We start from the raw sequence: 21,502 nt of genomic DNA, 5'->3' as shown, positions 1-21,502 counted from the left end.
CCCTCGTCCCGTGGGAGGTCGTCGTGTGGGGCTCCGTCCTCGATGTGCTCCAGGCAACGCTGCTCGTCCTCATCGCGAGCAACGTGCTGTGGACCGCCTTCATGCACCTGTGCACCTGGACCTACTTCGCCGGCCATGGTGAACCGCAGCCGTCGAGGACCTACGAGCCGGACGTGTCGGTCGTCAAGCCCACCAAGGGAGTCGACCAGTCGGCCCTCGAGAACTTCGGCAGCTTCTGCTCCCAGGACTACGGCGGCCGGTACGAGCTCCTGTTCTGCGTCGAGGAGCCATCCGATCCGGCCGTCCCGGTCATCCGTCGGGTCATGGCGGAGCACCCCGACACCCCCATCAGGCTGCTCTTCAGCGAGTCGGCAGACTCACGGTCCTTCGGCAAGCTGAAGAACATGGCTGCCGGTGTCGCGGCGAGCTCCCACGACGTCATCATCTTCAGCGACTCCGACGCCCGCGTCCCACCGACGTTCCTCCGGGACACCGTCGCCTGCACCCTTGACCCCTCCCTCGGGATCGCCTTCGGCGCTCCGGCGTACACGGGTTCCGAGGACTGGCCGGCCGCCCTGACCAGCATCTCCGTCAACGAACTCGCGCTCCGGATCGCCACGCTGCACCTCTTCGGGCTCTTCGACGGCGCGATCGGGACCACGATGGTGGTCCGCAGGGAGGTTCTCCGCGAGGTCGGCGGGATCGAGCAACTGGGCTGGCACATCGCCGACGACATCCAGCTCGCCAGGATCATCCGGCAGCGCGGATACCGGATCCACCTGCTGAGGCAGCCCGCCCGAGTCGTCCATCACCACGACAGCCTCACGGGCTGGTGGTCCCACCGACACCGCTGGCTGGTCATCATCCGTCACTACTGGCCAGTCAACTACGCGCTGATGAACCTGGTGGATCCCGCGCTGTGCTGGAGTGTCGTTTACCTGGGGATCGCACTGTCCCGGGGCAGCGAGGTCACCATCGCCCTGGCTCCGCTCCTTGTGGCCCTGACGACGGCCGTGGTCTCGACCGCGGCCGTCAACACGGTCCTGGCCCGCAACGGGGAGCTCTGGCGGTTCCTGTGGGTCGTCCTGGTCCAGGAACTGTTGCGCCTGCCGCTGGTCCTGCACAGCCTCCTCACCGACGAGATCGTGTGGCGGGGCAGGAAGTTCCGGGTCCACCGGGACGGAACGGCCAGCATCGCCGAGCCACGAGCGGTCGGTCATGGCACCGCCTGAGGAGGCGTGGGACTTCCCGGCCCCGCCTCTCCGGACCCCCCGGGGCGAGGTCCACGTCTGGCGCGCGTCGCTGGATCCTCCCGCGCGCCATCTCGAGGACCTGCTGCGCGTCCTGTCGGATGCCGAACGCAGCCGAGCGGCGCAGTTCTGCTTCGACCGAGATCGCCGATGGTTCATCGCCGGACGCGGCGTCGTCCGCAGGATCCTGGGGTCGTACCTGACGATCCTCCCCGACCGGCTGCAGTTCCACGCCGGCGGCACGGGAAGACCGACGCTGTCCGCGTCCCAGGGTGGCGGCATGGAGTTCAGCGTGTCGCACTCCGGCGGGCTGGTCCTCTGTGCCGTGACGTGCGACCGGCGGATCGGCGTCGACGTCGAACGGACCCGCATCCTCTCGAGCACGGCTGACATGGCCGGGCGGGTCCTCTCGCCCCGCGAGCACGCGGTCTTCCAGGCCCTCGCTCGCGAGCAGCGGCAGGCAGCCCTCTTCCGCGGCTGGACCCGCAAGGAGGCCTACCTCAAGGCCTGCGGGGAGGGCCTGTCGCGGTCGCCGGACCGCGTCGACGTCTCGCTGCCACCGTTCGAACCGGCGCGCCGGCTGAGCGTCGACGGCGAGCCAGGGGCTTCCTCCCGGTGGTGGCTCCGGGACCTGGCGCCAGCCCCGGGCTACGTGGCTGCGCTCGCCCACGAGGGGGACCAGGTGCTCCCGATGATCTGCCTGCAGTGGCCGGAGTGGTTCTAGCCCACCGACGATGCGGAGAGCTCACGTGACGGTGACTTCTGGGAGCAGCCGGTCGGGTCCGACCGAGACACTCCGGGTCTTCCTGGCCAGCTGGTTCTTCACCAGCCTGTACGGCCTGACGCTCGGTGAGTACGTGCGCCTGCTGCGGAGACACCACTTCGCGGTCGCTCCGACGTACTGGCCACGGGCGGCGTTCATGGCCGGCGCGGGGGTGCTGAACTCCGTCGTCGGTGGCCACGAGACGAGGGTCTACGGGCCCGAGCTGGCTGACGTCCAGATCGGGCCCCCGCTCTTCATCCTCGGGCACTGGCGCAGCGGGACGACGCACCTGCACAACCTGCTGGCCACCGATCCGCAGTTCGCCTATCCGAACGTCTACCAGGTGCTCAATCCCCACACGTTCCTCACCACCGAACGGTTCTCCAAGGTCCTCTTCGCGTCTCCGCGGACGCGCATCATGGATGACGTACCCCTCAACGCCGACGTGCCCTTCGAGGACGAGTTCGCGACCTGCGGCACTCTGCGCTCGCCGTTCCTGACCTGGGTGTTCCCGCGAGATGCCGAGCAGTACCACAGGTACCTGACATTTCGAGAGGTGCCGGAGCGGGACGTCGCCGAGTGGACGGCGGCACTGACGCTCTTCTACCGGAAACTGACGTGGAAGTACGGTCGCCCGCTCCTGCTCAAGTCGCCGCCTCACACCGGCCGCATCAAGTTGCTCCTCGACACGTTTCCCGACGCACGCTTCGTGCACATCCACCGCAATCCCTACGTGATCTTCCAGTCCACGCAGCGACAGAACCAGGTGAGCCTCCGCACGATGGGTCTTCAGAACTTCGACGTCCGGCGCATCGCCGACGTCGTCATCGAGCGTTTCAGGATCATGTACGACGCCTTCTTCGAGGAGCGTTCGCTGATCCCCGAGGGTCGTTTTCACGAGGTGTGCTTCGAGGACCTCGAGAAGGACCCGGTAGGACAGGTGGAGCAGATCTACGACAACCTCGACATGCCCGGTTTCGGCGCCATGCAGTCGCCCTTGCGGCGTTACGTCGACTCCATCGTCAACTATCGGAAGAACACGTACCCGGAGCTGCCGTCGTCACTGCGCCGCGATGTCGGGCGCGCCTGGCGGCGGAACTTCGAGGAGTGGGGATACGCCCTTGACTGACGCGGTGGGCAGGACGACGGAGCAGGACCCGGGCCCGCACGTGAGCACCCGCCGTCATCGGCCGGCACGGCGGAGCCGGCCTGGCCGAGGCAGGGGGTCGACGGCTCACTGACCTGGTTCCCAGCGACGGCGAGCACCGGACGGGTACTCGGCGACCGAGCGGGTGGACCTGCCGCCCGGCCTGGCGGCGGCCGAGCACCTGGCGGAGCGACGCCTCCGACGCCGCGGAGTCCAGGCAGCTCAGCAGCCGCCGCGCAGTGCTCGCGTGGCGCGGCGGCCCGCGCAACGCACGGCCTGGTCAGCGACCGCGGCCGCGTCGGCGATCCCCGCGCGCGCCCGGCCGGCCTGCGGCAGCACGCGGGGGTCCGGCCGAGTGACCGGCCTGCTGTACCGACGGTGGGCGCCGGTGCGCCGCTCGGTGGCTAGGAGCCGCGCGTCACCGCACGGCGTCGGCTCCGGCCAGCGGCGGCGGATCAGCGGTCGAGGAGCTCCGCGAGGACGTCGGCGGCGCGGTCGGTGCCGGCGCGGTCCACGCCGAGGTTGGTCACCAGCCGCAGGCGGCGCGCGTCGGTCTGGCTGACCAGCACGCCCTGCGCCTTGGCGGCCTCGGCCACGGCCGGCGCCGGGACGTCGTCCAGCCGGACCAGGTTGGTCTCGACCGTCGACGGGTCCAGCCCCAGCCGCTTGGCCAGCAGCTGCGCGTGCTCGTGGTCCTCGGCCAGCCGGTCGAGGTGGTGGTCGAGGGCGTACAGCCCGGCCGCGGCCAGGACCCCGGCCTGCCGCATCCCGCCGCCGAGGCGCTTGCGCCACAGCCGGGCCGCGGCGACCCGCTCCGCCGAGGCGACGAGCACCGAGCCGACCGGCGCGCCCAGTCCCTTGGACAGGCACACCGACGCGGTGTCGGCCAGCCCGCCGTAGGTGGCGAGGTCGACGCCCGAGGCGACGTGCGCGTTCCAGATCCGGGCGCCGTCGAGGTGCACGTTCACGCCGGCCTGCCGCGACCAGTCCCACAGCGCCTGCAGCTGGCCCAGCGGCTGCACCAGCCCGCCGCCGCGGTTGTGCGTGTTCTCCACGCCCACGGCGGCGGTCGCGGTGAGGTGCCAGTTGCCGTGCGGGCGCACCTGGTCGATCAGCTGGGCGGCGTCGAGCCGGCCGCCGTCGGACACGACCGTGCGCGTCGAGATGCCGAACAGCACCGCCGCCGCGCCCATCTCGTAGGTGACGATGTGCGCCTCGGAGTCGCAGAGCACCTCCTGGCCGGGCTCGCAGACCAGGCGCAGGCCGATCTGGTTGCCCATCGTCCCGGACGGCACGAACAGCCCCGCCTCGTGGCCGAACATGCCCGCCACCCGCTCCTCGAGCGCGCGGATGGTCGGGTCCTCGCCGTAGACGTCGTCCCCGACCTCGGCCTCGGCCATCGCCCGGCGCATGCCTGGCGTGGGCTTGGTGACGGTGTCGGAGCGCAGGTCGACCAGATCAGCGGCAGACATCATCCGCGCAGCATCTCCGCAACGAGGAAGGCCAGCTCCAGCGACTGGCCGGTGTTCAGCCGCGGGTCGCAGGCGGTCTCGTAGCGGCTGTTGAGGTCCTCGTCGCTGATCTCCATGGCCCCGCCGAGGCACTCGGTGACGTCCTCACCGGTGAGCTCGACGTGGATGCCGCCGGGCCAGGTGCCCAGCGCCCGGTGCACGTCGAAGAAGCCGAGCACCTCGTCGACGACCCGGTCGAAGTGCCGCGTCTTGTAGCCGGTGGAGGACTCGTGGGTGTTGCCGTGCATCGGGTCGCACTGCCACACGACCTGGTGGCCGCTGGCGGTGACCTTCTCCACGATGGGCGGCAGGACGTCGCGGATCTTGCCGTTGCCCATCCGGCTGATCAGGGTGAGCCGGCCGGGGATGCCGTCGGGGTCGAGCCGCTGGACGAGCTCGACGGCCTGCTCGGGCGTGGTGGAGGGCCCGATCTTGACGCCGATCGGGTTGGCGATGCGCGACATGAACGCCACGTGCGCGCCGTCGAGCTGGCGGGTGCGTTCGCCGATCCACACGAAGTGCGCCGACGCGGCGTAGGCCCGGCCCTCGTGCACCCGCAGCAGGGCCCGCTCGTAGTCGAGGATCAGCGCCTCGTGGCTGTTGTAGAGCTCCACGCCGCGCAGCGCGGTGTCGTCGACGCCGCAGGCCTTCATGAACGCCAGCGCCCGGTCGATCTCGCGGGCGATCACCTCGTAGCGCACGCCCGCCGGGGAGCTCGCCACGAAGTCCTTGTTCCAGTCGTGCACGGCGTGCAGGTCGGCCAGCCCGCCGCGGGCGTAGGCGCGGATCATGTTCATCGCGGCCGCCGAGTTGGCGTAGGCCCGCAGCAGCCGGCCCGGGTCGGGGATGCGCTTCTCCAGCACCGGCTCGAGGTCGTTGACCATGTCGCCGCGGTAGGAGGGCAGGCCCAGCGCGTCGGTGTTCGACGAGCGCGGCTTCGCGTACTGCCCGGCCACCCGGCCCACCTTGACCACGGGCACGCTCGCGCCGTAGGTCAGGACGACGGCCATCTGCAGCAGCGTGCGCGTGGTGCTCTGCAGGTGCGCGTCGGTGTTGAGGTCGAACGTCTCCGCGCAGTCGCCGCCCTGGAGCAGGAACGCCCGGCCCTGCGCCACCTCGGCCAGCCGGGTGCGCAGCTCGTCGACCTCCGTGGGCGCCACGATCGGCGGCACCGAGGAGAGGGTGGACAGGACGGTGTCCAGCGCGGCGCGGTCGGGCCACTCCGGCTGCTGGGCGGCGGGCAGCTCGCGCCACCGGTCCAGGTCGGGCAGGAGGGCAGCCGGGTCGGGGAGGGTCACGCCTCCAGAGGGTACCGGCGGCCCCGCCGCAGCCCTCCGGAACGGTGGGAGGACCTCGCCCCTCCCGTCCCTCGCCAGCTCGGGCTGGGCCTCCGGGCGAGGCCGGCGTGCGGGGGGCGGGCGGCAGGGGGCCTCGTTCAGCCGAAGAAGACCTCGACCTCCGCGTAGCGCTCCACGGGCACCAGCTTCAGCTGCGCCGTGGCCTCGGCCAGCGGCACCAGCACGATGTCGGTGCCGCGCAGCGCGACCATGACGCCGCTGTGGCCCTGGTGCACCGCGTCGAGGGCGGCCAGCCCGAAGCGGGTCGCCAGCACCCGGTCGAACGGCGACGGGGTGCCGCCGCGCTGGATGTGCCCGAGGACGACGGCGCGGGCCTCCCGGCCGGTGCGCTTCTCGATCAGCGAGGCCAGCGCGGTGCCGATGCCGCCGAGGCGGACGTGGCCGAACGCGTCCCGCTCCCCCGCCGCCAGCACCAGGTCGCCGTCCAGCGGCTTGGCGCCCTCGGAGACCACCACGATCGGCGAGTAGCCCGAGTCGAAGCGGTGCTGGCAGTGCGCCACGACGGCGTCGACGTCGAACGGCTGCTCGGGGATGAGCACGACGGTGGCGCCGCCGGCCATCCCGGCGTGCAGCGCGATCCACCCGGCGTGCCGGCCCATCACCTCGACGACCAGGGTGCGGTGGTGGCTGTCCCCCGTGGTGTGCAGCCGGTCGATGGCCTCGGTGGCCACGCCGAGCGCGGTGTCGAAGCCGAACGTGTAGTCGGTGGCGTCCAGGTCGTTGTCGATGGTCTTGGGGACGCCGACCACCCGCACCCCGGACTCGGCGAGCTTGGTGGCGACGCCGAGGGTGTCCTCGCCGCCGATCGGGACCAGCGCCTCGATGTCGAGCCGCTCGAGGGTGGCCAGCACCCGGTCCGCGCCGCCCTCGAGGGCGTACGGGTTGGTCCGGGAGGTGCCCAGGACCGTCCCCCCGCGGGGCAGGATCCCGCGGACGGCGGTCAGGTCCATCGGCACGGTGTCGCCCTCGAGCACCCCGCGCCAGCCGTCGCGGAACCCGATCACCTCGTCGCCGGACTGGACGCCCTTGCGCACGATGGCGCGGATGACCGCGTTGAGGCCCGGGCAGTCGCCGCCGCCGGTCAGGATGCCGATGCGCATGGGTGTCGTCCTCCGGGAAGAGCCGGGCGCTGCCGCTCGTTGGCCGGTGTCATGGTGCTGCAGGTCAGGGGCCGGATCGTATGCCCCGCTTGATCGCTGTCACAGGGGCGACCGGCGCGCTGGGCCGGCGTGTCGCCGACCGGCTGGCGGGCCGGGACGGGGTGCGGCTGCGGCTGGTCGCGCGCGACGCCACCCGCGCGCCACGGGTGCCCGGCGCCGAGGTGGCCGCCGTCCCGGGCGGCTACGCCGACGGTCCGGGCCTGACCGCCGCCCTCACCGGGGTGCACACGCTCTACCTGGTGTCGGCCGCCGAGGCCGAGGACCGGCTGCAGCAGCACCTCACCGCCGTCGCCGCGGCGGCCGAGGCGGGTGTGCGGCGGGTCGTCTACACCTCGTTCCTGGGCGCCGCGCCGGAAGCCGTCTTCACCCTGGCCCGCACGCACGCCGCCACCGAGGAGGCGCTCGCCGCGACCGGCCTGCGCACCACGGTGCTGCGGCACTCCATGTACGCCGACTTCGTCCCGTTCTTCGCCGTCCCCGAGGACGGCGCCGCGGTGATCGCGGCCCCGGCCGACGACGGGCGGGCGTCCTTCGTCTCCCGGGACGACCTGGCCGACGTCGCGGCCGCGGCCCTGCTCGACGACTCCTCCGCCCTCGACGGCGCCGTGCTCGACGCGACCGGGCCGGAGGCGCTGTCGCTGGACGACGCCGCCGCCGTGCTGGCCGAGGTCACCGGCCGCCCCGCCGCCTACCGCCGGCAGACCGTCGAGGAGGCGTGGGCCACCCGGCGGCCGTCCGGGCACCCCGACTGGGAGGTCGAGGGCTGGGTCACCAGCTACCGGGCGATCGCCGCGGGCGCGATGGCCGCCGTCACCGACGTCGTCCCCCGGCTGACCGGGCACCCGGCGCGGACGCTCGCCGAGCACCTGCGCGCGCACCCGGAGGACTGGGCCCACCTGCGCTCGTGAGCGCCTGACCTGCGGGAACGGGAACCGTGGGGTCCGGGATGCGCCGTTGCGCCGTTCCGGTTCACAACCGGCCGCTGGCTGCCGATGTGCGACCCGACGGCCGAGACGGGGCCGGCAGGACGAACGGGAGCGGACCCTTGCGCTGGGACATCAGGACGAAGGTGGTGGCACTGGCCACCGCGTGCGTGGCAGCCACCGGCGTCACGGTCGGTGGGGTGAGCGCCTGGCAGAGCAACGCCTTCGCCGACGATGCCCGGACCGACGTCGAGGACCTCGTCGCCGCGGACCTCACCCGGACCGCCTCCGGCGTCCACGACGTGGTCGCCACGCAGGGCGCCTCCACCGCGGCCAAGGTCGACTCCGACCTCGCCGTCGCCCAGCACGTGCTGGCCCAGGCCGGTGGCTTCCGGCTCGACCGCGGCACCGTGACCTGGGAGGCGAAGAACCAGCTCAGCGGCGAGGTGACGCCGGTCGTCCTGCCGCGCGCGACGGTGGGCAGCACGTGGCTCGGCCAGAACACCGACCCCGCGCAGCCCACGCCGGTGGTCGACCAGGTGCAGGCGCTGGTCGGCGGCGGCACCGCGACGGTCTTCCAGCGCACCGGACCGGCCGGCGACATGCTCCGCGTGGCCACCAACGTCGTGGGGACGACGGGCAAGCGCGCGATCGGCACCTACATCCCGGCGACCAACCCCGACGGGGCGCCCAACCCGGTGCTGTCCGCCGTCCTCGCCGGCCAGACCTACCGCGGCAACGCCTTCGTCGTGGACTCCTGGTACGTCTCGGCCTACGCGCCGCTGTTCGACGGCGCCGGCCAGGTGACCGGCATGGTCTACGTCGGCCAGAAGCAGCAGAACCTGCCGGCGCTGCGGGAGAGCCTCGAGCAGACCACCGTCGGCGACAACGGCCGGGTCGAGGTCTTCGGGGGCACCGGCGACCTGCGCGGCCAGGTGCTGGTCAGCCAGGGCGGCGTCCGCGACGGGGAGTCGCTGCTCGACGCGACCGACGCCGAGGGCACCCGCTGGGTCGAGCAGGTCGTCGACGCCGCGGTCGAGCTGCAGCCGGGTGAGCAGGCCACCGTCCGCTACGTCGACGCCGAGACCGGCCCGCACACCGTCCGCGCCACCTACTACGAGCCGTGGAACTGGGTGATCGCCACGATCTCCCGGGACAGCGACTTCGCCGGCCCGATCGAGAGCCTCGACGCCGGCCGCTCCTCGATGCTCACCGGCGTCGTCGTCTCCGTCCTGCTGATCGCCGCGGCCGGTGGCGCGCTGGCCTGGGTGGTCGGCCGCCGGCTGACCGCCCCGCTCGAGCGGCTGCGGGCGCGGATGGCCGAGATCGCCGACGGCGAGGGCGACCTGACCCAGCGGATGGACGAGTCCGGCCGGGACGAGGTCGGCGACCTGTCGCGGGCGTTCAACCGCTTCGTCGGGAAGGTCGCCGGGACCATCCGGGACATCGGCGAGTGCGCCCGCACGCTGGCCGCCTCGGCCGGCACCGTGGCCACGGTCGCCGAGGGGCTCGGCGACCGGGCCGCCCGCAGCCGCGACCAGGCGCGGCACGCCCAGGAGGCCGCCGGCGACATCAGCGCGGGCGTCAGCTCGGCGGCCGCCGGCGCCGAGCAGATGGGCGCCTCCATCGCCGAGATCGCCCGCAGCGCCAGCGAGGCCGCGCGGGTCGGCCGCAGCGCCGCCGACCTCGCCCGGCAGCCCGAGTCGACGGTGGCCACGCTGGGCGCCAGCTCCGCGGAGATCGGCGACGTCGTCAAGGTGATCGCCGCGGTGGCCGAGCAGACCGACCTGCTGGCCCTCAACGCGACCATCGAGGCGGCGCGGGCCGGCGAGGCCGGCAAGGGCTTCGCCGTCGTCGCCAACGAGGTCAAGGAGCTGGCCCAGGAGGCCTCCCGCGCCAGCGAGGAGATCGCCCAGCGGGTGCAGGGCATCCAGGCCGACACGACGGCCGCGGTGGGCTCGATCGGCCGGATCGCCGAGGTCGTCCGCGACATGAACGACCACCAGACCACGATCGCCAGCGCGGTCGAGGAGCAGACGGCGGTCACCAACGAGCTGACCCGCAGCGTGGGCGCCGCGGCCGACGGCGCGAACGCCTTCACCAGCACGCTGACCGCGGTCAGCGAGGACGCCGAGCGCAGCGCCGAGGACGTCGACGACGCCCGGACCACGGCCCGCGAGCTCGACCGGCTCTCCGCCGAGCTGACCCGCCTGGTGGGGGCCTTCACGGTCTGAGATCCCCTGCAGAGGTCGCCGACGGCCCACGCCCGTGGGCGGGGGCCGTCGGCGTCGTCAGCGGCGGGCGCCCTCCATCGCCTGCCAGCGGGCCAGGTTGTAGCGGGCGTCGACCAGCGCGTCGTGGGTGCCGGTGGGCCGCGGCGGCAGCACGGGCCGTCCCAGGTCGTCCCAGCGCTGGCGCAGCTCGCGGGTGAACCGCGGGATCGGCCGGGGCAGCGCCGGCATCGCCCCCCACAGCTGGCACAGCGCCACGTGGTCGTAGGCGGCGTACCAGGCCCACAGCTCGATCTCCTCCCCCGGGCCGGTCAGGAAGGCCAGCAGGTCGTCGCGGATGCGCTGGCGGCCGCGCCACGCCCGGTCGGCCGGCGGGGGCAGCTGGTCGAGCACGTTGCGCCGCACCCACGGGATCGCCCGGCGCTCGTCGAACTCGGTGCTCACGGCGTAGAACTCCCGGCCGGCCTCGTCGACGACGCCGATCGAGACGAGGTCGATGGTGGTGCCGTCCTCGATGAACTCGGTGTCGTAGAAGAAGCGCCGCACGCCCTCACGGTAGGTGGCGCGGCGCCCCCGCCCCCGCAGCGCTGCCCGTCGGGGGACGGCGGGCTAGCGTGCCCCGGTGAGCCCGCCGCACCCGGACCTGCCGACCAGCATCCGCAACGAGGACCTGGTCGACTTCCTGCTCACCCGGTTCGACGAGGACGAGGAGGCCGCGCAGTTCGCCGCCCTCAGCGCGTCGCGGTCCAAGGCGTCGCTGGTCGCCCACGTGCTGCGCGACGTCCGGGCCAAGCGCGACCTGGTCCGCTACTTCCGCGACCTGGAGCAGCAGGGTCCGCGCGGGGCCACCATGGAGCACGCGCTGCGGCTGATCGGGCAGGCCTACGCCGACCACCCGCACTACCGCGAGGACTGGCGGCCCTGACCTACCGCGAGCCCTGGGAGGTGCGGCCGAACTCCTGACCCTGCAGGGCCGCGATGTCGCGCTCGAGCTGCGGCACCCGGGACGCCGAGACCCGCGCCACCACCCGCTCGGCCAGCGCGCCGGTGACCACCTGGCGCAGCGCCGCGACCACGCCGACCGCGCGGGGCACGAACACCCGGCGACCGCGGGTCTCCAGGTTGTCCACCAGGGCCTCGGCGCAGGCCTCCACCGAGGTGTACGCGCCCAGCGGGCCGGGCAGCTGCCGCCGGGTCGCGGCGAAGGTCGGCAGCGCGGCCTCGATGTCGCGGACGAGGTCGGTGTCGATCCACGTCGGGTGCGCGCTGGCCACGGTCACGCCCCGGTGGGCCACCTCCAGCCGCAGCACGTCGCCGAAGCGCTCCAGCCCCGCCTTGGCCGCGCAGTAGGCGCTCATGCCGGGCATCACGGTGAACGCCGCGGCGGAGCTGACCAGCAGCACGTGGCCGCGCCGCTCGGCGAGCGCCGGCAGGGCGGCGTGGGCGGTGAGCACCGCGCCGGTCAGGTCCACCTCGATGGTGCGGGCCAGTGCGTGCGCCGAGCTCGTCATCACGGTGCCCAGTGGCGCGATGCCCGCGTTGGCGACGACGACGTCCAGCCCGCCGAAGGTCTCCACGGTCCGGCGGACGGCGGTCTGCAGCGCCGCGGGATCGGTGACGTCGCACTCGACCCACAGGTGTTCGGGCCCCAGCCCGTCGACCACCTGCGCGAGCAGCCCGGGTTCGAGGCCGGCCAGCGCCACCCGGGCGCCCCGGGCGGCGGCGCGGCGGGCCAGCTCGGCGCCGATGCCCCGGGCCGCGCCGGTGACGAGCACGGATCGTCCGGCGAGGGCGGTGCGGGTGCGGCGGGCCATGGCGTCTCCTCGCGGTCGTGTGAGCGTTGCTCGACGAGGCTGCGTGAGCCGGCGACGTGCCGCTGGACCTGCTCACCGACGTCCGCGACCGCCTGCCGGCCCGCGGCGAGGACCCTCCTGCCCCACCGGCCCCGTCCCGGGTCCCGCAGGCGCCTGCAGGTCCCACCGCGAGCTCGCGGGTGACGGGGGCAGGGAGTCCTTCTACGGCGGGTGGGGAGGACGGGGTCCTCGGTCATCCGGCCAGGGACTCGGGCGCGCGGTCGGCGGCCTCGTCGACGGGCGGCTGCAGCCGGCTGACGACGTCGGAGGCGCTCGCCCCGGTGGCGTCCATCGACGTCTTCACCTTGGCGCCGTAGACGTCGACGTACTCCTGGCCCGACATCGTCATGATCTCGTACATGATCTCGTCGGTGACCGAGCGCTCGACGAAGCGGTCGCCGGCCAGGCCCTCGTAGCGGGAGAAGTCCAGCGGCTCCCCGAACTGGACGGTCACCGCCGGGAGGTTCCAGCCGACCAACGGCAGGCGGCGCGGCCGGTAGGTCACCGCGACGGGCACGACCGGCACCCCCGTCTCCAGCGTCATCCGGGCCACGCCGGTCTTGCCGCGGTAGAGCCGGCCGTCCGGGGAGCGGGTGCCCTCCGGGTAGATGCCGAGCAGCCGGCCCTGCCGCAGGAGGCGCAGCCCGGTCTGGATGGCGGCCTCGGCGGCCGAGGCGCTCGACCGGTCGATCGGCACCTGACCGGCGCCGGTGAAGAACGCCCGCTGCAGGAAGCCCTTCACGCCGTGGCCGGTGAAGTACTCGCGCTTGGCGAGGAAGGTCACCCGCCGGCGCACCGACATCGGCATGAAGACCCAGTCGGCCGCGGACAGGTGGTTGCTCGCGAGGATCGCCGCCCCGCGGGGCGGGACGTGCTCCACGCCCTCCGCCCGCGGCCGGAACACCAGCTTCACGACCGGGCCGAGCGCAACGAACTTGAGGAACCAGTAGAACAACACGCCTCCCTCGGGGGCTGCCAGACTAGGGAGCGCGGGGGTGGGAGGACAATGCCACCCCCTGCAGTCCCGTTCCACCCGGCTCCCCCGCCGGTCGCCGAGGAGGACCCGTGCCCGAGCCCGACCCGACGACCGGCGTCGTGCCGTCCCTCCTGCCCCGCCGGAGGCGCACATGAACGCCCGTGGTCGCGGCCGCCGGGACAACGGCCTGGACGCCGCCCTGTGGACCCCCCTGCGCGACGTCGACCCGCGGGTCGGCGAGCACCTGCTCGACGTCCTCCGCGACGCCGGGGTGGCCGCCTACCTGGAGCCCTCGGCGGACGTCGAGCCCTACACCCGCAGCGTCTCCCTGCCCAGCCCGCCGAGCGACCGGCTCTTCGTCGACCGCGCCCGCGCCGGTGAGGCCCGCGCGCTGGTCGACGAGCACGCCGACGACCACGTGCAGAAGCGCACCCGCGCCCGGCGGTCCGTGCGGCGCGACGTCGACGAGGACGCCGAGTGGGCGCGCATCGTGGCCGCCTTCGAGGCCGAGCACGGGCGCACGGTCGTCGACGAGGGCCCGGTGGACGCGCCCCCGCCCGCCCCGGCCGAGCCGTCGGTGCTCGACCGGCCGGAGGAGCACTACGAACCGCCGCCGCCCCCGCCGGTGCCCGCCCCGGCGCCGGCCTCGCTCTACGCGGTGCTGCTGATCGCCGCGGGCGCGGTCCTGGTCGTGGCCCCGCGGGTGATCGGCCTGTCCGCCGACCTCGGGCTGGTGCTCGGCGTGGCCGCGGTCGCCGGTGGTGTGGGGGTGCTGCTGTCGCGGATGCGCGAGCGCACCACCGACGACGGCGACGACGGCGCGGTCGTCTAGGACCACCCCTGTCGTGACGAGGGGGGCAGAGGCCTCCCCCGACGAACGGCGCAGCGGCTCGCCGCAGCAGGGGGACGGCACCTGGCAGTCGGCCGGTCAGGCCGACGGTGTCACCTGGCTACGCCGTGCCTTCCGCGACCGCCCGGCGGACCAGGTCCGCGGCACCGACGATGCCGGCCTGCGCGCCGAGCCGGGCGGCCACCACCCGCGGGCCGGGGCGGAACCCGCGGCCGGGCAGCGCCCGCTCCAGGCGCTCGCGCGCCGGCCCGAGCACCATCTCGCCGAGCACGCTCACCCCGCCGCCGATGACGACGACCTCGGGGTCCAGGACGGCGGAGAGGTCGGCGATCCCCTGCCCCAGCCACGAGCCGACCTCGGCGAGGAGCTCCAGCGCCAGCGGGTCGCCCTCGGCAGCGGCGGTCGCGACGTGCTCGCCGGTCAGCTGGTCGGGGTCGCCGTCCACCCGCTCGAGCAGCAGCGCCGCGGCGGCCGGGGAGTTGCGGGCCACCTCGCGCGCGGTCTGACCGAGCGCCGTGCCGCTGGCGTACTGCTCCCAGCAGCCACGGTTGCCGCACGCGCACAGCCGGCCGTCGGGGACGACGCGCATGTGCCCCCACTCCCCCGCGACGCCGTGCGAGCCGCGGTGCAGCCGGCCGTCCATCACGATCCCGCCGCCGATGCCGGTGCCCAGCGTGATCATGAGCGCGAGGTCGGCCCCGCGGGCGGCGCCGTAGCGGTACTCGGCCCAGGCCGCGGCGTCGGCGTCGTTGCCCACCCACATCGGCCGGTGCAGCCGCGTCGCGAGGTCCTTGCGCAGCGCCGAGTGCCGCCAGGCCAGGTGCGGGCTGAACAGCACGGTGTCGCCGGTGCGGTCGAACCAGCCGGCGGCCCCCACACCGACGCCGACCAGCGGCCCGTCGTGCCCGCGGGCGAGCACCTCGACCACGGCGGCGATGGCGTCCTCGGTCTCGACCACCGACGAGCCGGGGGTGGCCCGGCGCGCGGTCGCGAGCACGGTGCCGTCGGGGGCGACGACACCGCCGGCCACCTTCGTGCCGCCGATGTCGATGCCCAGGGCGGGCAGGTCGGCGGCACCGGTCGCGGCGGGCTGCGTGGGGGGCGGCACGGCCGACTCAGGCGATCTCGATGCGCTGGACCGGCGGCGGGGGCTCCTCCGCCGCCGCGGGCTCCGGGTCCGCGGCGGCGGGCCGCTCGGAGACGCTGCGCAGCGCTGCCGCGGCGGCGGTGAGGACGTCGGCCAGCGCGTCGGTCACCTCGGGGCGCTCGCCGCGCACCACGGCCGCGACCTGGCAGACCGGGCACCAGCGGCAGTCGGCCGGGTGCTCACCGGCGGTGTCCCCCTCCCGCAGGGCCGTGCCCAGGGTCTGGCCCAGTCCGGTCACCAGCCGGTGGACCTGCTCGACCCAGTCGGTTCCGTCGCTCATCGTGTGCTCCCCTCGGCGGCCAGCAGGTCGGCCGGCCACAGCTGCGGATCGGGCGTGAAGGTGACCTCGAGCCGGGCCTGCGCGGTGCCGGCCTCGGCGAGGGCGCCGCCGGTGACCACGCAGCGGCGCAGCAGCGAGTCCAGCCGGAGCGACCGGCGGGCCCCGGCCACGGTCACGACCAGGTCGTCCTGCCAGCGGGTCAGGTCCAGGCCCGCGCGCTCGGCGAAGGGCAGCGGCAGCACCAGGCGGCGGACGCCGTCCAGCCGCTCCACCGACGGCGTCGGCGCGGTCCCCGGCGCGGCCGCGTCGCCGGCCGGCACCAGCGCGGTCAGCGACGCGACGTCCGCCGGCTCCTGCGCGGACTCCGGCACCCGCCGCAGGGGGGCCAGCCCGGCCAGGGCGGCCAGGGCGTCGTCCTGCTCGGCGGCGCGGCGCGCCCACCACTCCCCCGGCCCGCCGTCGGGCAGCACCCGGGCGAGGACGGCGGCCGGCCGCTGGCCGTGCAGGGCCAGCGCGGTCACCGCGCGGCGCAGTGCCGGGACGGCGCCGGCGCGCGGCACGGCCACCAGCCGGACCTCGGTGGACGCCGGGTCGTCCAGCGGCAGCCGGCCGAGCGCGGTCTCCAGGGGCGGCACCGCGTCGAGGACGGCGTCGACCGGCCCCCGGGCGGCCGCACCGGAGCGCACGGCGGCGGTCCGGACGGCGCCGAGCATGCGCAGCCGGGTGGGCAGTGCCTGGTCCAGCCACCAGCGGAGCGCACCGGGCAGGCCGACCAGGGCGGTGCCGGACTCCAGCGGGCCGCCGTCGACGACCACCGTGTCGGCCTCGTCGTCGGCGGCCGCGCGGGCCAGCCGGGCGAGCAGCGCCAGCTCCGCGGCACCCGGCAGGGGCACCACCGAGGTGGGCGGGGGCGGCGACAGCCCGGGGACGGCGGCGAGCGCGGTCCCCGCCGAGGTCCACAGCGACTCGGTCGCGGCCAAGGGCGAGACCGTCGCGACGGCCAGGCCGGGGACGTCGTCCAGGCCGGCCGGCCGCCGTCCGGGGCGGAGCAGCAGCAGGGTGCGCGCGCCGTCGGAGGCGGAGCGGACGGCGCTGGCCGCCGCGAGGGTCGAGGTGCCGGCCCCGCCGGGGCCGGTGAGCAGGAGCGTGCGCACCTGCCTCCTAGCCCTCCACGCGCTTCTTGAGCTCCTTGAGCGCCGTGTCGAGGATGACCTTCTCCGCCTTGCGCTTGATCATCCCGAGCATCGGGATGGACAGGTCGATGGCGATCGCGTAGGTGACCTCGGTGCTGCCCGGCGTGGTCTCGCGGAGGGTGTAGGAGCCCTCCTGCCGCTTCTGCATCTGCCCCTGGACCAGCTGCCAGGACACCCGCCGGTCGCCGTCCCAGGTGTACTCGAGGACGTAGTCGTCCTTGACCGCACCGGCGTCGAGCACGAAGTGCACCCGGCGGGCCCGGCCGTCCGGCCCGGTCTCCAGGACGTCGACCTGCTTGGCCGCCGCCACCCACTGCGGGTAGGACGGGAAGTCGGCGATGACCGCCATGACGTCGGCCGGCGGCGCCGCGACCGTGATCGACTGGGTGGACTGGTCGGCCATGCGGAGCAGGCTAACCGCTCGGTCACCCGGGGGTGGTGACCGACGGCAACTGTCCTACTCACCGGTAGGGGCCAGCGACTAGATTTCCCGGGGACGCCCCGCGACCGGGGCTGCGGGCGACGGTGCCCGGGACCGGGCGGGCAGGAGAGGACGAGGCGTGCGCGAGTTCAGCGTTCCCGCGACCACCGAGGTGGGCCCTGACGAGGCACTGACCGACATGCTGGTCGAGAACGTCACCCAGCACGGCGACCAGACCGGGCTGCGCCGCCGCGTGGACGGCCGGTGGGTCGACGTGACCTGGCGGCAGTTCGGCGAGGAGGTCCGCGGCGTGGCCAAGGGCCTGATCGCGGCCGGCGTGGCCGCCGGCGACCGGGTCGCCCTGCAGGCCAAGACCCGCTACGAGTGGACGGTCTTCGACTTCGCCATCTGGACCGCAGGCGGCGTCGTCGTCCCCATCTACGAGACCTCCAGCCCCGACCAGGTCGCCTGGATCCTGTCCGACTCCGGCGCCACCGCCATCGTCGTGGAGCGCGACGAGCACGCCGCGGCCGTCGAGTCCGTCCGCGACCAGGCGCCGGACCTCGCGTCCGTCTTCGTCATCGACGACGACGCCGTCGGGACTCTCGCCGTCGCCGGCCAGGACGTGCCCGACAGCGAGCTCGACGCCCGCCGCGCGACCCTGACCGCCGACAGCCTGGCCACGCTGATCTACACCAGCGGCACCACCGGCCGGCCCAAGGGCTGCGAGCTCACCCACCGCAACTTCCTGTTCGAGGTCGGCAACGGGATGAGCCTGCTCACCCGATTCATGAACCCGCAGGGGTCGCTGCTGCTGTTCATCCCGCTGGCCCACGTGCTCGCCCGCGTCCTGCAGGTCGGCGCGGTCAAGACCCGCACCGTCATCGGTCACACCCCGGACGTGAAGAACCTGGTCGAGGACCTCGGCGAGTTCCGGCCGACCTTCGTGCTCGCCGTCCCCCGGGTGTTCGAGAAGGTCTACAACGGCGCCAAGGCCAAGGCGGAAGGCGACGGCAAGGGCAGGATCTTCGACAAGGCCGCCCAGGTGGCCATCGACTGGTCCCGGGCCCAGGACACCGGCGGCCCGGGCCTCGCACTGCGCGCCCAGCACGCCCTGTTCGACCGGCTCGTCTACGGCAAGCTGCGCGCCGCGCTCGGCGGCCGGTGCCAGGGCGCCATCTCCGGCGGCGCCCCGCTCGGCGAGCGGCTCGGCCACTTCTTCCGCGGCATCGGCGTCACCGTCTTCGAGGGCTACGGCCTCACCGAGACCACCGCCGCCGCGTCGGTCAACCACGACGCCGCGCTGCGCATCGGCACCGTCGGCCGCCCGCTGCCCGGCGTCGGCTTCGCGATCGCCGACGACGGAGAGATCCTCATCCGGGGCGGCATCGTGATGCGCGGCTACTGGAAGAACGAGACGGCCACCGCCGAGGCCATCGATGCCGAGGGCTGGTTCCACAGCGGCGACCTCGGCGAGATCGACGCCGACGGGTTCGTGAAGATCACCGGGCGCAAGAAGGAGATCCTGGTGACCGCGGGCGGCAAGAACGTGGCCCCCGCCGTCCTCGAGGACCGGCTGCGCGCCCACCGGCTGGTCAGCCAGTGCATCGTCGTCGGCGACCAGCGTCCCTTCATCGCCGCCCTGGTCACCCTCGACGAGGAGGCGCTGCCGCTGTGGCTGGAGTCCAAGGGCAAGGACACGAGCCTGACCGCGGCCCGGCTGGCCGAGGACCCCGACGTGCTCGCCGAGATCGAGGCCGCGGTGGCCGACGCGAACAAGGCGGTGTCCCAGGCCGAGGCGATCAAGAGGTACCGGGTGCTCGGCACCGACTTCACCGAGGACAACGGGATGCTGACGCCCAGCCTGAAGCTCAAGCGGTCCGTGGTGCTCAAGGAGTTCGACAACGAGGTCGAGGCGCTCTACGCGCGCTGAACCGACGGCACCGAGCCCCGTCCCGCTGCGTGCGGGGCGGGGCTCAGTGCTGTGCGGGCTGCAGCAGGGTCTCGAAGGTCTCGGCGATCGACGTCCAGGACCAGCGCTGCTCGACCCACGCCCGGCCGGCCGCGCCCATCCGTCGTGCCCGCTCCGGGTCGTCCAGCAGCCCGCTGACCACCGCGGCCACCTGCTCGGGCGACCGCGGGTCGGCGACCACGTGGCCGGTCACGCCCTCCTGCACCGTCTCGGGGGCCCCGCCGGAGGTGCCGGCCACCACCGGCCGCCCGCAGGCCGCCGCCTCCAGGTACACCATGCCCAGCCCCTCGACGTCCAGGCCCCCGCGGCGGGTGCGGCAGGGCATGGCGAAGACGTCGCCGGCCGCGTAGTGCTCGGGCAGGCCGGCCGGTGGCACCGGCCCCGTGAGGACGACGGAGTGCCCCAGCCCGCGCGCCGCGACCTCCCGCCGCAGGCGCTCCTCCAGCGGGCCGCCGCCGACCAGCAGCAGCCGCGCGCCGGGGTGCCCCGCCAGCACCCGCGGCCAGGCCGCCACCAGCACGTCCTGGCCCTTGCGGGGCACCAGCCGGGACACGCAGACGACGACCGGCGCCGTCCCCAGCCCGTAGCGGCGTCGCACGGCCGTCCCGTCGGCGTCCGGGGTGAAGCGGTCGACGTCCACCCCCGGCGACAGCTGCGCCATCCGGGTGACGCGGCCCAGCGCCGGTGCCAGCCGGTCGCGGGTGTAGTCGCTGATGTAGGTCAGCACGTCGAGACCGGCGGCGATCCGCCGCACGACCTGCCGCGCCCCCGGTAGCGCGACCCAGCCGGTCTCGTGGCCGTGGGTCGCGCCGACGAGGTGCCGGACCCCGGCCTCCCGCAGCGCCGGCGCGAGCAGCCCCAGCGGCGCGGCGGCTCCGAAGAAGGCGGTGTCGCAGCCGTGCCGGCGGGCGAGGCCGGCCGCCGCGCGTGCCGCGCCCGGGGTGGGCAGCAGCATGCCGGTGGGGTGGCGCACCACCTCGTAGGGCAGCGCGGCGTCGTGGGCCTCCCAGCCGGGGGAGCGGGAGGCGAGCACGACCAGCGACCCCGGCGGGCGGCGGGCCAGCAGCGCGGCCACGAACGTCTGGATGCCGCCCTGGCGCGGCGGGAAGTCGTTGGTGACGACCAGGGTCCTCACCCGGCGTCCTCCAGCCGCTGCCAGTCCTCCGCGAACGCGATGCGCTGCGCGGCGGTCGGGTGCGAGCCGAAGAACCACTGCCACGCGTCGGGCGGGTCCGGGTCGCTGAGGTTGGTCGCGGACAGCTCCCGCTGCATCGCGGTGAACGCCCCGGCGTCCCCGGTCAGCTCGAGCGCCCGCAGGTCGGCGCGCGCCTCCACGTGCCGCGACACCAGGTTCTGCACCGGGGTGCTCAGCAGCCCGCCCAGCGACAGCAGGAGCAGCACCAGGGGGACGACGGCCGGGTCGGCGGGCGACTGGACGCCCGCGCGGCGCAGCAGCGGTGTCCAGGACAGCAGCCACCCGCACAGCGCCACGGCGCCCGCGGCACCCAGCGCACCGACGAGCGTGCCGGTGAGGACGTCGCGGTGGACGACGTGGCCGAGCTCGTGCGCCACGATCGAGACGACGGCGTCCTCGGGGAGCTGCTCCAGGGTCGTGTCGTAGAGGACGACGCGGCGGGTCGAGCCGAACCCGGAGACGTAGGCGTTCAGCCCCGTCGTCCGCCGGGAGGCGTCGGACACCAGCACGTCCTGCACGGGGGTGCCGTTCTCCTCCGCCAGGTCGAGCAGCCGGGTGCGCAGCTCCCCGGCCGGCAGCGGCTCGAAGCGGTTGAACGCCGGCTCGATCACCACCGGGGAGAGGAACGAGCCCACGACGACGAAGCCCGCGGCCACGGCGGTCCCCCACGCCCACCAGGTGCGCGGCGCCCGGCGGACCAGCCACAGGAAGCTCATCAACGCCAGGGCCGTGAGCGCGGCACCGATGGCGGTCGAGACGGTGACGTCGCGCAGCCACAGCCCCCACCCGCGGGTGGACAGGCCGTACCGGTGCCGGACGACCTCCGCGTACGCCGAGACCGGGAGGGTGGCCAGCCGGCCCACCCCGACCACGACGGCCGTGCCGAGCAGCACCTGGGCGAGCCGGCCGCCGCCCAACGGTCTCGCGACGGCGCGCACCAGCCGCGCGCCGAGCGGCGTCAGCCCCAGCGCCGCGGAGACGGCCAGGCCCAGCACCAGCGAGGTCAGCGACGCCGGGCGCAGCGCCGCGGCGAAGGCCTCGGCGCGGGCCAGCCGGTCCGGCGGGAGGACCGAGGACGGGTCGACCGGGGTGCGCCCGCCCGCCGGCTCGGTCAGCACCGTCCACGGCGGGACCACGACGAGGACGACGGCGAGGGCGGCGCCCAGCACGACCGCGACCAGCAGCGCGGCCCGGCGGGAGCTCGTCCCGCCCGCCTCGCTCACCCGGCCGATCCTAGGTCGGGCACCGCAGCGGCCGAGGCCGGCACCCAGC

At 74.6% G+C, this 21,502-nt stretch carries 20 protein-coding genes; 8 read left to right on the top strand and 12 right to left on the bottom strand.

Annotated elements, in window-relative coordinates:
• The first annotated feature begins 23 nt into the window (after positions 1 to 23).
• From ACI78Z_RS01750 to ACI78Z_RS01740, 3 genes are read left to right on the top strand one after another with little or no spacing between them, the layout of a single operon-like run.
• A complete protein-coding gene (locus ACI78Z_RS01750) occupies positions 24 to 1,232 on the top strand; it encodes a glycosyltransferase (protein WP_457034794.1) in 1,209 nt (402 codons plus the stop codon).
• Entirely contained in the window at positions 1,219 to 1,974 is a 756-nt protein-coding gene (locus ACI78Z_RS01745) for a 4'-phosphopantetheinyl transferase family protein (protein WP_457034793.1), read from the top strand. The genes ACI78Z_RS01750 and ACI78Z_RS01745 overlap by 14 nt, the downstream gene beginning before the upstream one ends.
• Positions 1,975 to 1,999: 25 nt before the next feature.
• Positions 2,000 to 3,142 carry a sulfotransferase family protein gene (locus tag ACI78Z_RS01740; protein WP_457034792.1) on the top strand — a complete coding sequence of 381 codons (1,143 nt, stop codon included), beginning with the start codon at positions 2,000 to 2,002 and terminating at the stop codon, positions 3,140 to 3,142.
• Positions 3,143 to 3,615: 473 nt separating this feature from the next.
• On the opposite strand, the gene ACI78Z_RS01735 is transcribed toward ACI78Z_RS01740, so the two are convergent.
• The 3 genes from ACI78Z_RS01735 to ACI78Z_RS01725 all read right to left on the bottom strand — a co-directional run bounded on the left by ACI78Z_RS01735 (position 3,616) and on the right by ACI78Z_RS01725 (position 7,129).
• A complete protein-coding gene (locus tag ACI78Z_RS01735; protein ID WP_457034791.1) occupies positions 3,616 to 4,635 on the bottom strand; it encodes a threonine aldolase family protein in 1,020 nt (339 codons plus the stop codon).
• Complete coding sequence (locus tag ACI78Z_RS01730; RefSeq protein ID WP_457034790.1) at positions 4,632 to 5,969, bottom strand: class II 3-deoxy-7-phosphoheptulonate synthase; 1,338 nt, start codon at positions 5,967 to 5,969, stop codon at positions 4,632 to 4,634. The genes ACI78Z_RS01735 and ACI78Z_RS01730 overlap by 4 nt, the downstream gene beginning before the upstream one ends.
• A gap of 137 nt (positions 5,970 to 6,106) precedes the next feature.
• Positions 6,107 to 7,129, bottom strand: coding sequence for an ATP-dependent 6-phosphofructokinase (locus ACI78Z_RS01725; RefSeq protein WP_457034789.1), 1,023 nt, complete (start codon positions 7,127 to 7,129; stop codon positions 6,107 to 6,109).
• An 80-nt stretch (positions 7,130 to 7,209) separates the two neighbouring features.
• On the opposite strand from ACI78Z_RS01725, the gene ACI78Z_RS01720 reads away from it, so the two are divergent.
• On the top strand, positions 7,210 to 8,097 hold the full coding sequence (locus tag ACI78Z_RS01720; protein ID WP_457034788.1) for an NmrA family NAD(P)-binding protein: 888 nt from the start codon (positions 7,210 to 7,212) through the stop codon (positions 8,095 to 8,097).
• Positions 8,098 to 8,312: 215 nt separating this feature from the next.
• Positions 8,313 to 10,346: a methyl-accepting chemotaxis protein gene (locus ACI78Z_RS01715; RefSeq protein ID WP_457034787.1), complete on the top strand. Its 2,034-nt coding sequence runs from the start codon at positions 8,313 to 8,315 to the stop codon at positions 10,344 to 10,346.
• Positions 10,347 to 10,403: 57 nt separating this feature from the next.
• Here ACI78Z_RS01715 and ACI78Z_RS01710 read toward each other — a convergent pair whose 3' ends face one another.
• Positions 10,404 to 10,889 (bottom strand): polyadenylate-specific 3'-exoribonuclease AS, encoded by a 486-nt coding sequence (locus tag ACI78Z_RS01710; RefSeq protein WP_457034786.1) that lies wholly within the window; start codon positions 10,887 to 10,889, stop codon positions 10,404 to 10,406.
• Positions 10,890 to 10,965: 76 nt separating this feature from the next.
• On the opposite strand from ACI78Z_RS01710, the gene ACI78Z_RS01705 reads away from it, so the two are divergent.
• Positions 10,966 to 11,268 (top strand): DUF6221 family protein, encoded by a 303-nt coding sequence (locus ACI78Z_RS01705; RefSeq protein ID WP_457034785.1) that lies wholly within the window; start codon positions 10,966 to 10,968, stop codon positions 11,266 to 11,268.
• A 1-nt stretch (position 11,269) separates the two neighbouring features.
• Here ACI78Z_RS01705 and ACI78Z_RS01700 read toward each other — a convergent pair whose 3' ends face one another.
• Together ACI78Z_RS01700 and ACI78Z_RS01695 are read right to left on the bottom strand one after the other, a co-directional pair.
• Complete coding sequence (locus ACI78Z_RS01700; RefSeq protein WP_457034784.1) at positions 11,270 to 12,157, bottom strand: short-chain dehydrogenase/reductase; 888 nt, start codon at positions 12,155 to 12,157, stop codon at positions 11,270 to 11,272.
• A 232-nt stretch (positions 12,158 to 12,389) separates the two neighbouring features.
• Positions 12,390 to 13,154, bottom strand: coding sequence for a lysophospholipid acyltransferase family protein (locus tag ACI78Z_RS01695; protein ID WP_457034783.1), 765 nt, complete (start codon positions 13,152 to 13,154; stop codon positions 12,390 to 12,392).
• Between the two features lie 169 nt (positions 13,155 to 13,323).
• On the opposite strand from ACI78Z_RS01695, the gene ACI78Z_RS01690 reads away from it, so the two are divergent.
• Positions 13,324 to 14,004 (top strand): hypothetical protein, encoded by a 681-nt coding sequence (locus tag ACI78Z_RS01690; RefSeq protein ID WP_457034782.1) that lies wholly within the window; start codon positions 13,324 to 13,326, stop codon positions 14,002 to 14,004.
• A 118-nt stretch (positions 14,005 to 14,122) separates the two neighbouring features.
• Here the strand turns inward: ACI78Z_RS01690 and ACI78Z_RS01685 are convergent, their stop codons facing one another.
• Genes ACI78Z_RS01685 through ACI78Z_RS01670 form a run of 4 tightly spaced genes read right to left on the bottom strand, consistent with a single transcriptional unit; the run spans position 14,123 to position 17,045 of the window.
• A complete protein-coding gene (locus tag ACI78Z_RS01685; protein ID WP_457034781.1) occupies positions 14,123 to 15,130 on the bottom strand; it encodes an ROK family glucokinase in 1,008 nt (335 codons plus the stop codon).
• A gap of 7 nt (positions 15,131 to 15,137) precedes the next feature.
• Positions 15,138 to 15,449: a hypothetical protein gene (locus tag ACI78Z_RS01680; RefSeq protein WP_457034780.1), complete on the bottom strand. Its 312-nt coding sequence runs from the start codon at positions 15,447 to 15,449 to the stop codon at positions 15,138 to 15,140.
• Positions 15,446 to 16,603 carry an ArsA-related P-loop ATPase gene (locus ACI78Z_RS01675; RefSeq protein ID WP_457034779.1) on the bottom strand — a complete coding sequence of 386 codons (1,158 nt, stop codon included), beginning with the start codon at positions 16,601 to 16,603 and terminating at the stop codon, positions 15,446 to 15,448. Before ACI78Z_RS01675 ends, ACI78Z_RS01680 begins: the two co-directional genes overlap by 4 nt.
• Before the next feature lie 7 nt (positions 16,604 to 16,610).
• Positions 16,611 to 17,045 (bottom strand): SRPBCC family protein, encoded by a 435-nt coding sequence (locus ACI78Z_RS01670; protein ID WP_457034778.1) that lies wholly within the window; start codon positions 17,043 to 17,045, stop codon positions 16,611 to 16,613.
• Positions 17,046 to 17,202: 157 nt separating this feature from the next.
• Here ACI78Z_RS01670 and ACI78Z_RS01665 point away from each other — a divergent pair, with 157 nt between their 5' ends.
• The gene (locus ACI78Z_RS01665) at positions 17,203 to 18,996 is read left to right on the top strand and encodes an AMP-dependent synthetase/ligase (RefSeq protein WP_457034777.1); all 1,794 of its coding nucleotides are present in this window, start codon (positions 17,203 to 17,205) and stop codon (positions 18,994 to 18,996) included.
• Positions 18,997 to 19,039: 43 nt separating this feature from the next.
• Here ACI78Z_RS01665 and ACI78Z_RS01660 read toward each other — a convergent pair whose 3' ends face one another.
• Entirely contained in the window at positions 19,040 to 20,170 is a 1,131-nt protein-coding gene (locus ACI78Z_RS01660; RefSeq protein ID WP_457034776.1) for a glycosyltransferase family 4 protein, read from the bottom strand.
• Positions 20,167 to 21,453: a M48 family metallopeptidase gene (locus ACI78Z_RS01655; protein ID WP_457034775.1), complete on the bottom strand. Its 1,287-nt coding sequence runs from the start codon at positions 21,451 to 21,453 to the stop codon at positions 20,167 to 20,169. Before ACI78Z_RS01655 ends, ACI78Z_RS01660 begins: the two co-directional genes overlap by 4 nt.
• Positions 21,454 to 21,502: the final 49 nt, after the last annotated feature.

The sequence above is a fragment of the Geodermatophilus sp. SYSU D01176 genome, assembly GCF_054050015.1.
Note: the sequence above shows the minus strand (reverse complement) of the source record. Positions and strands in the feature narration are given on the sequence as shown.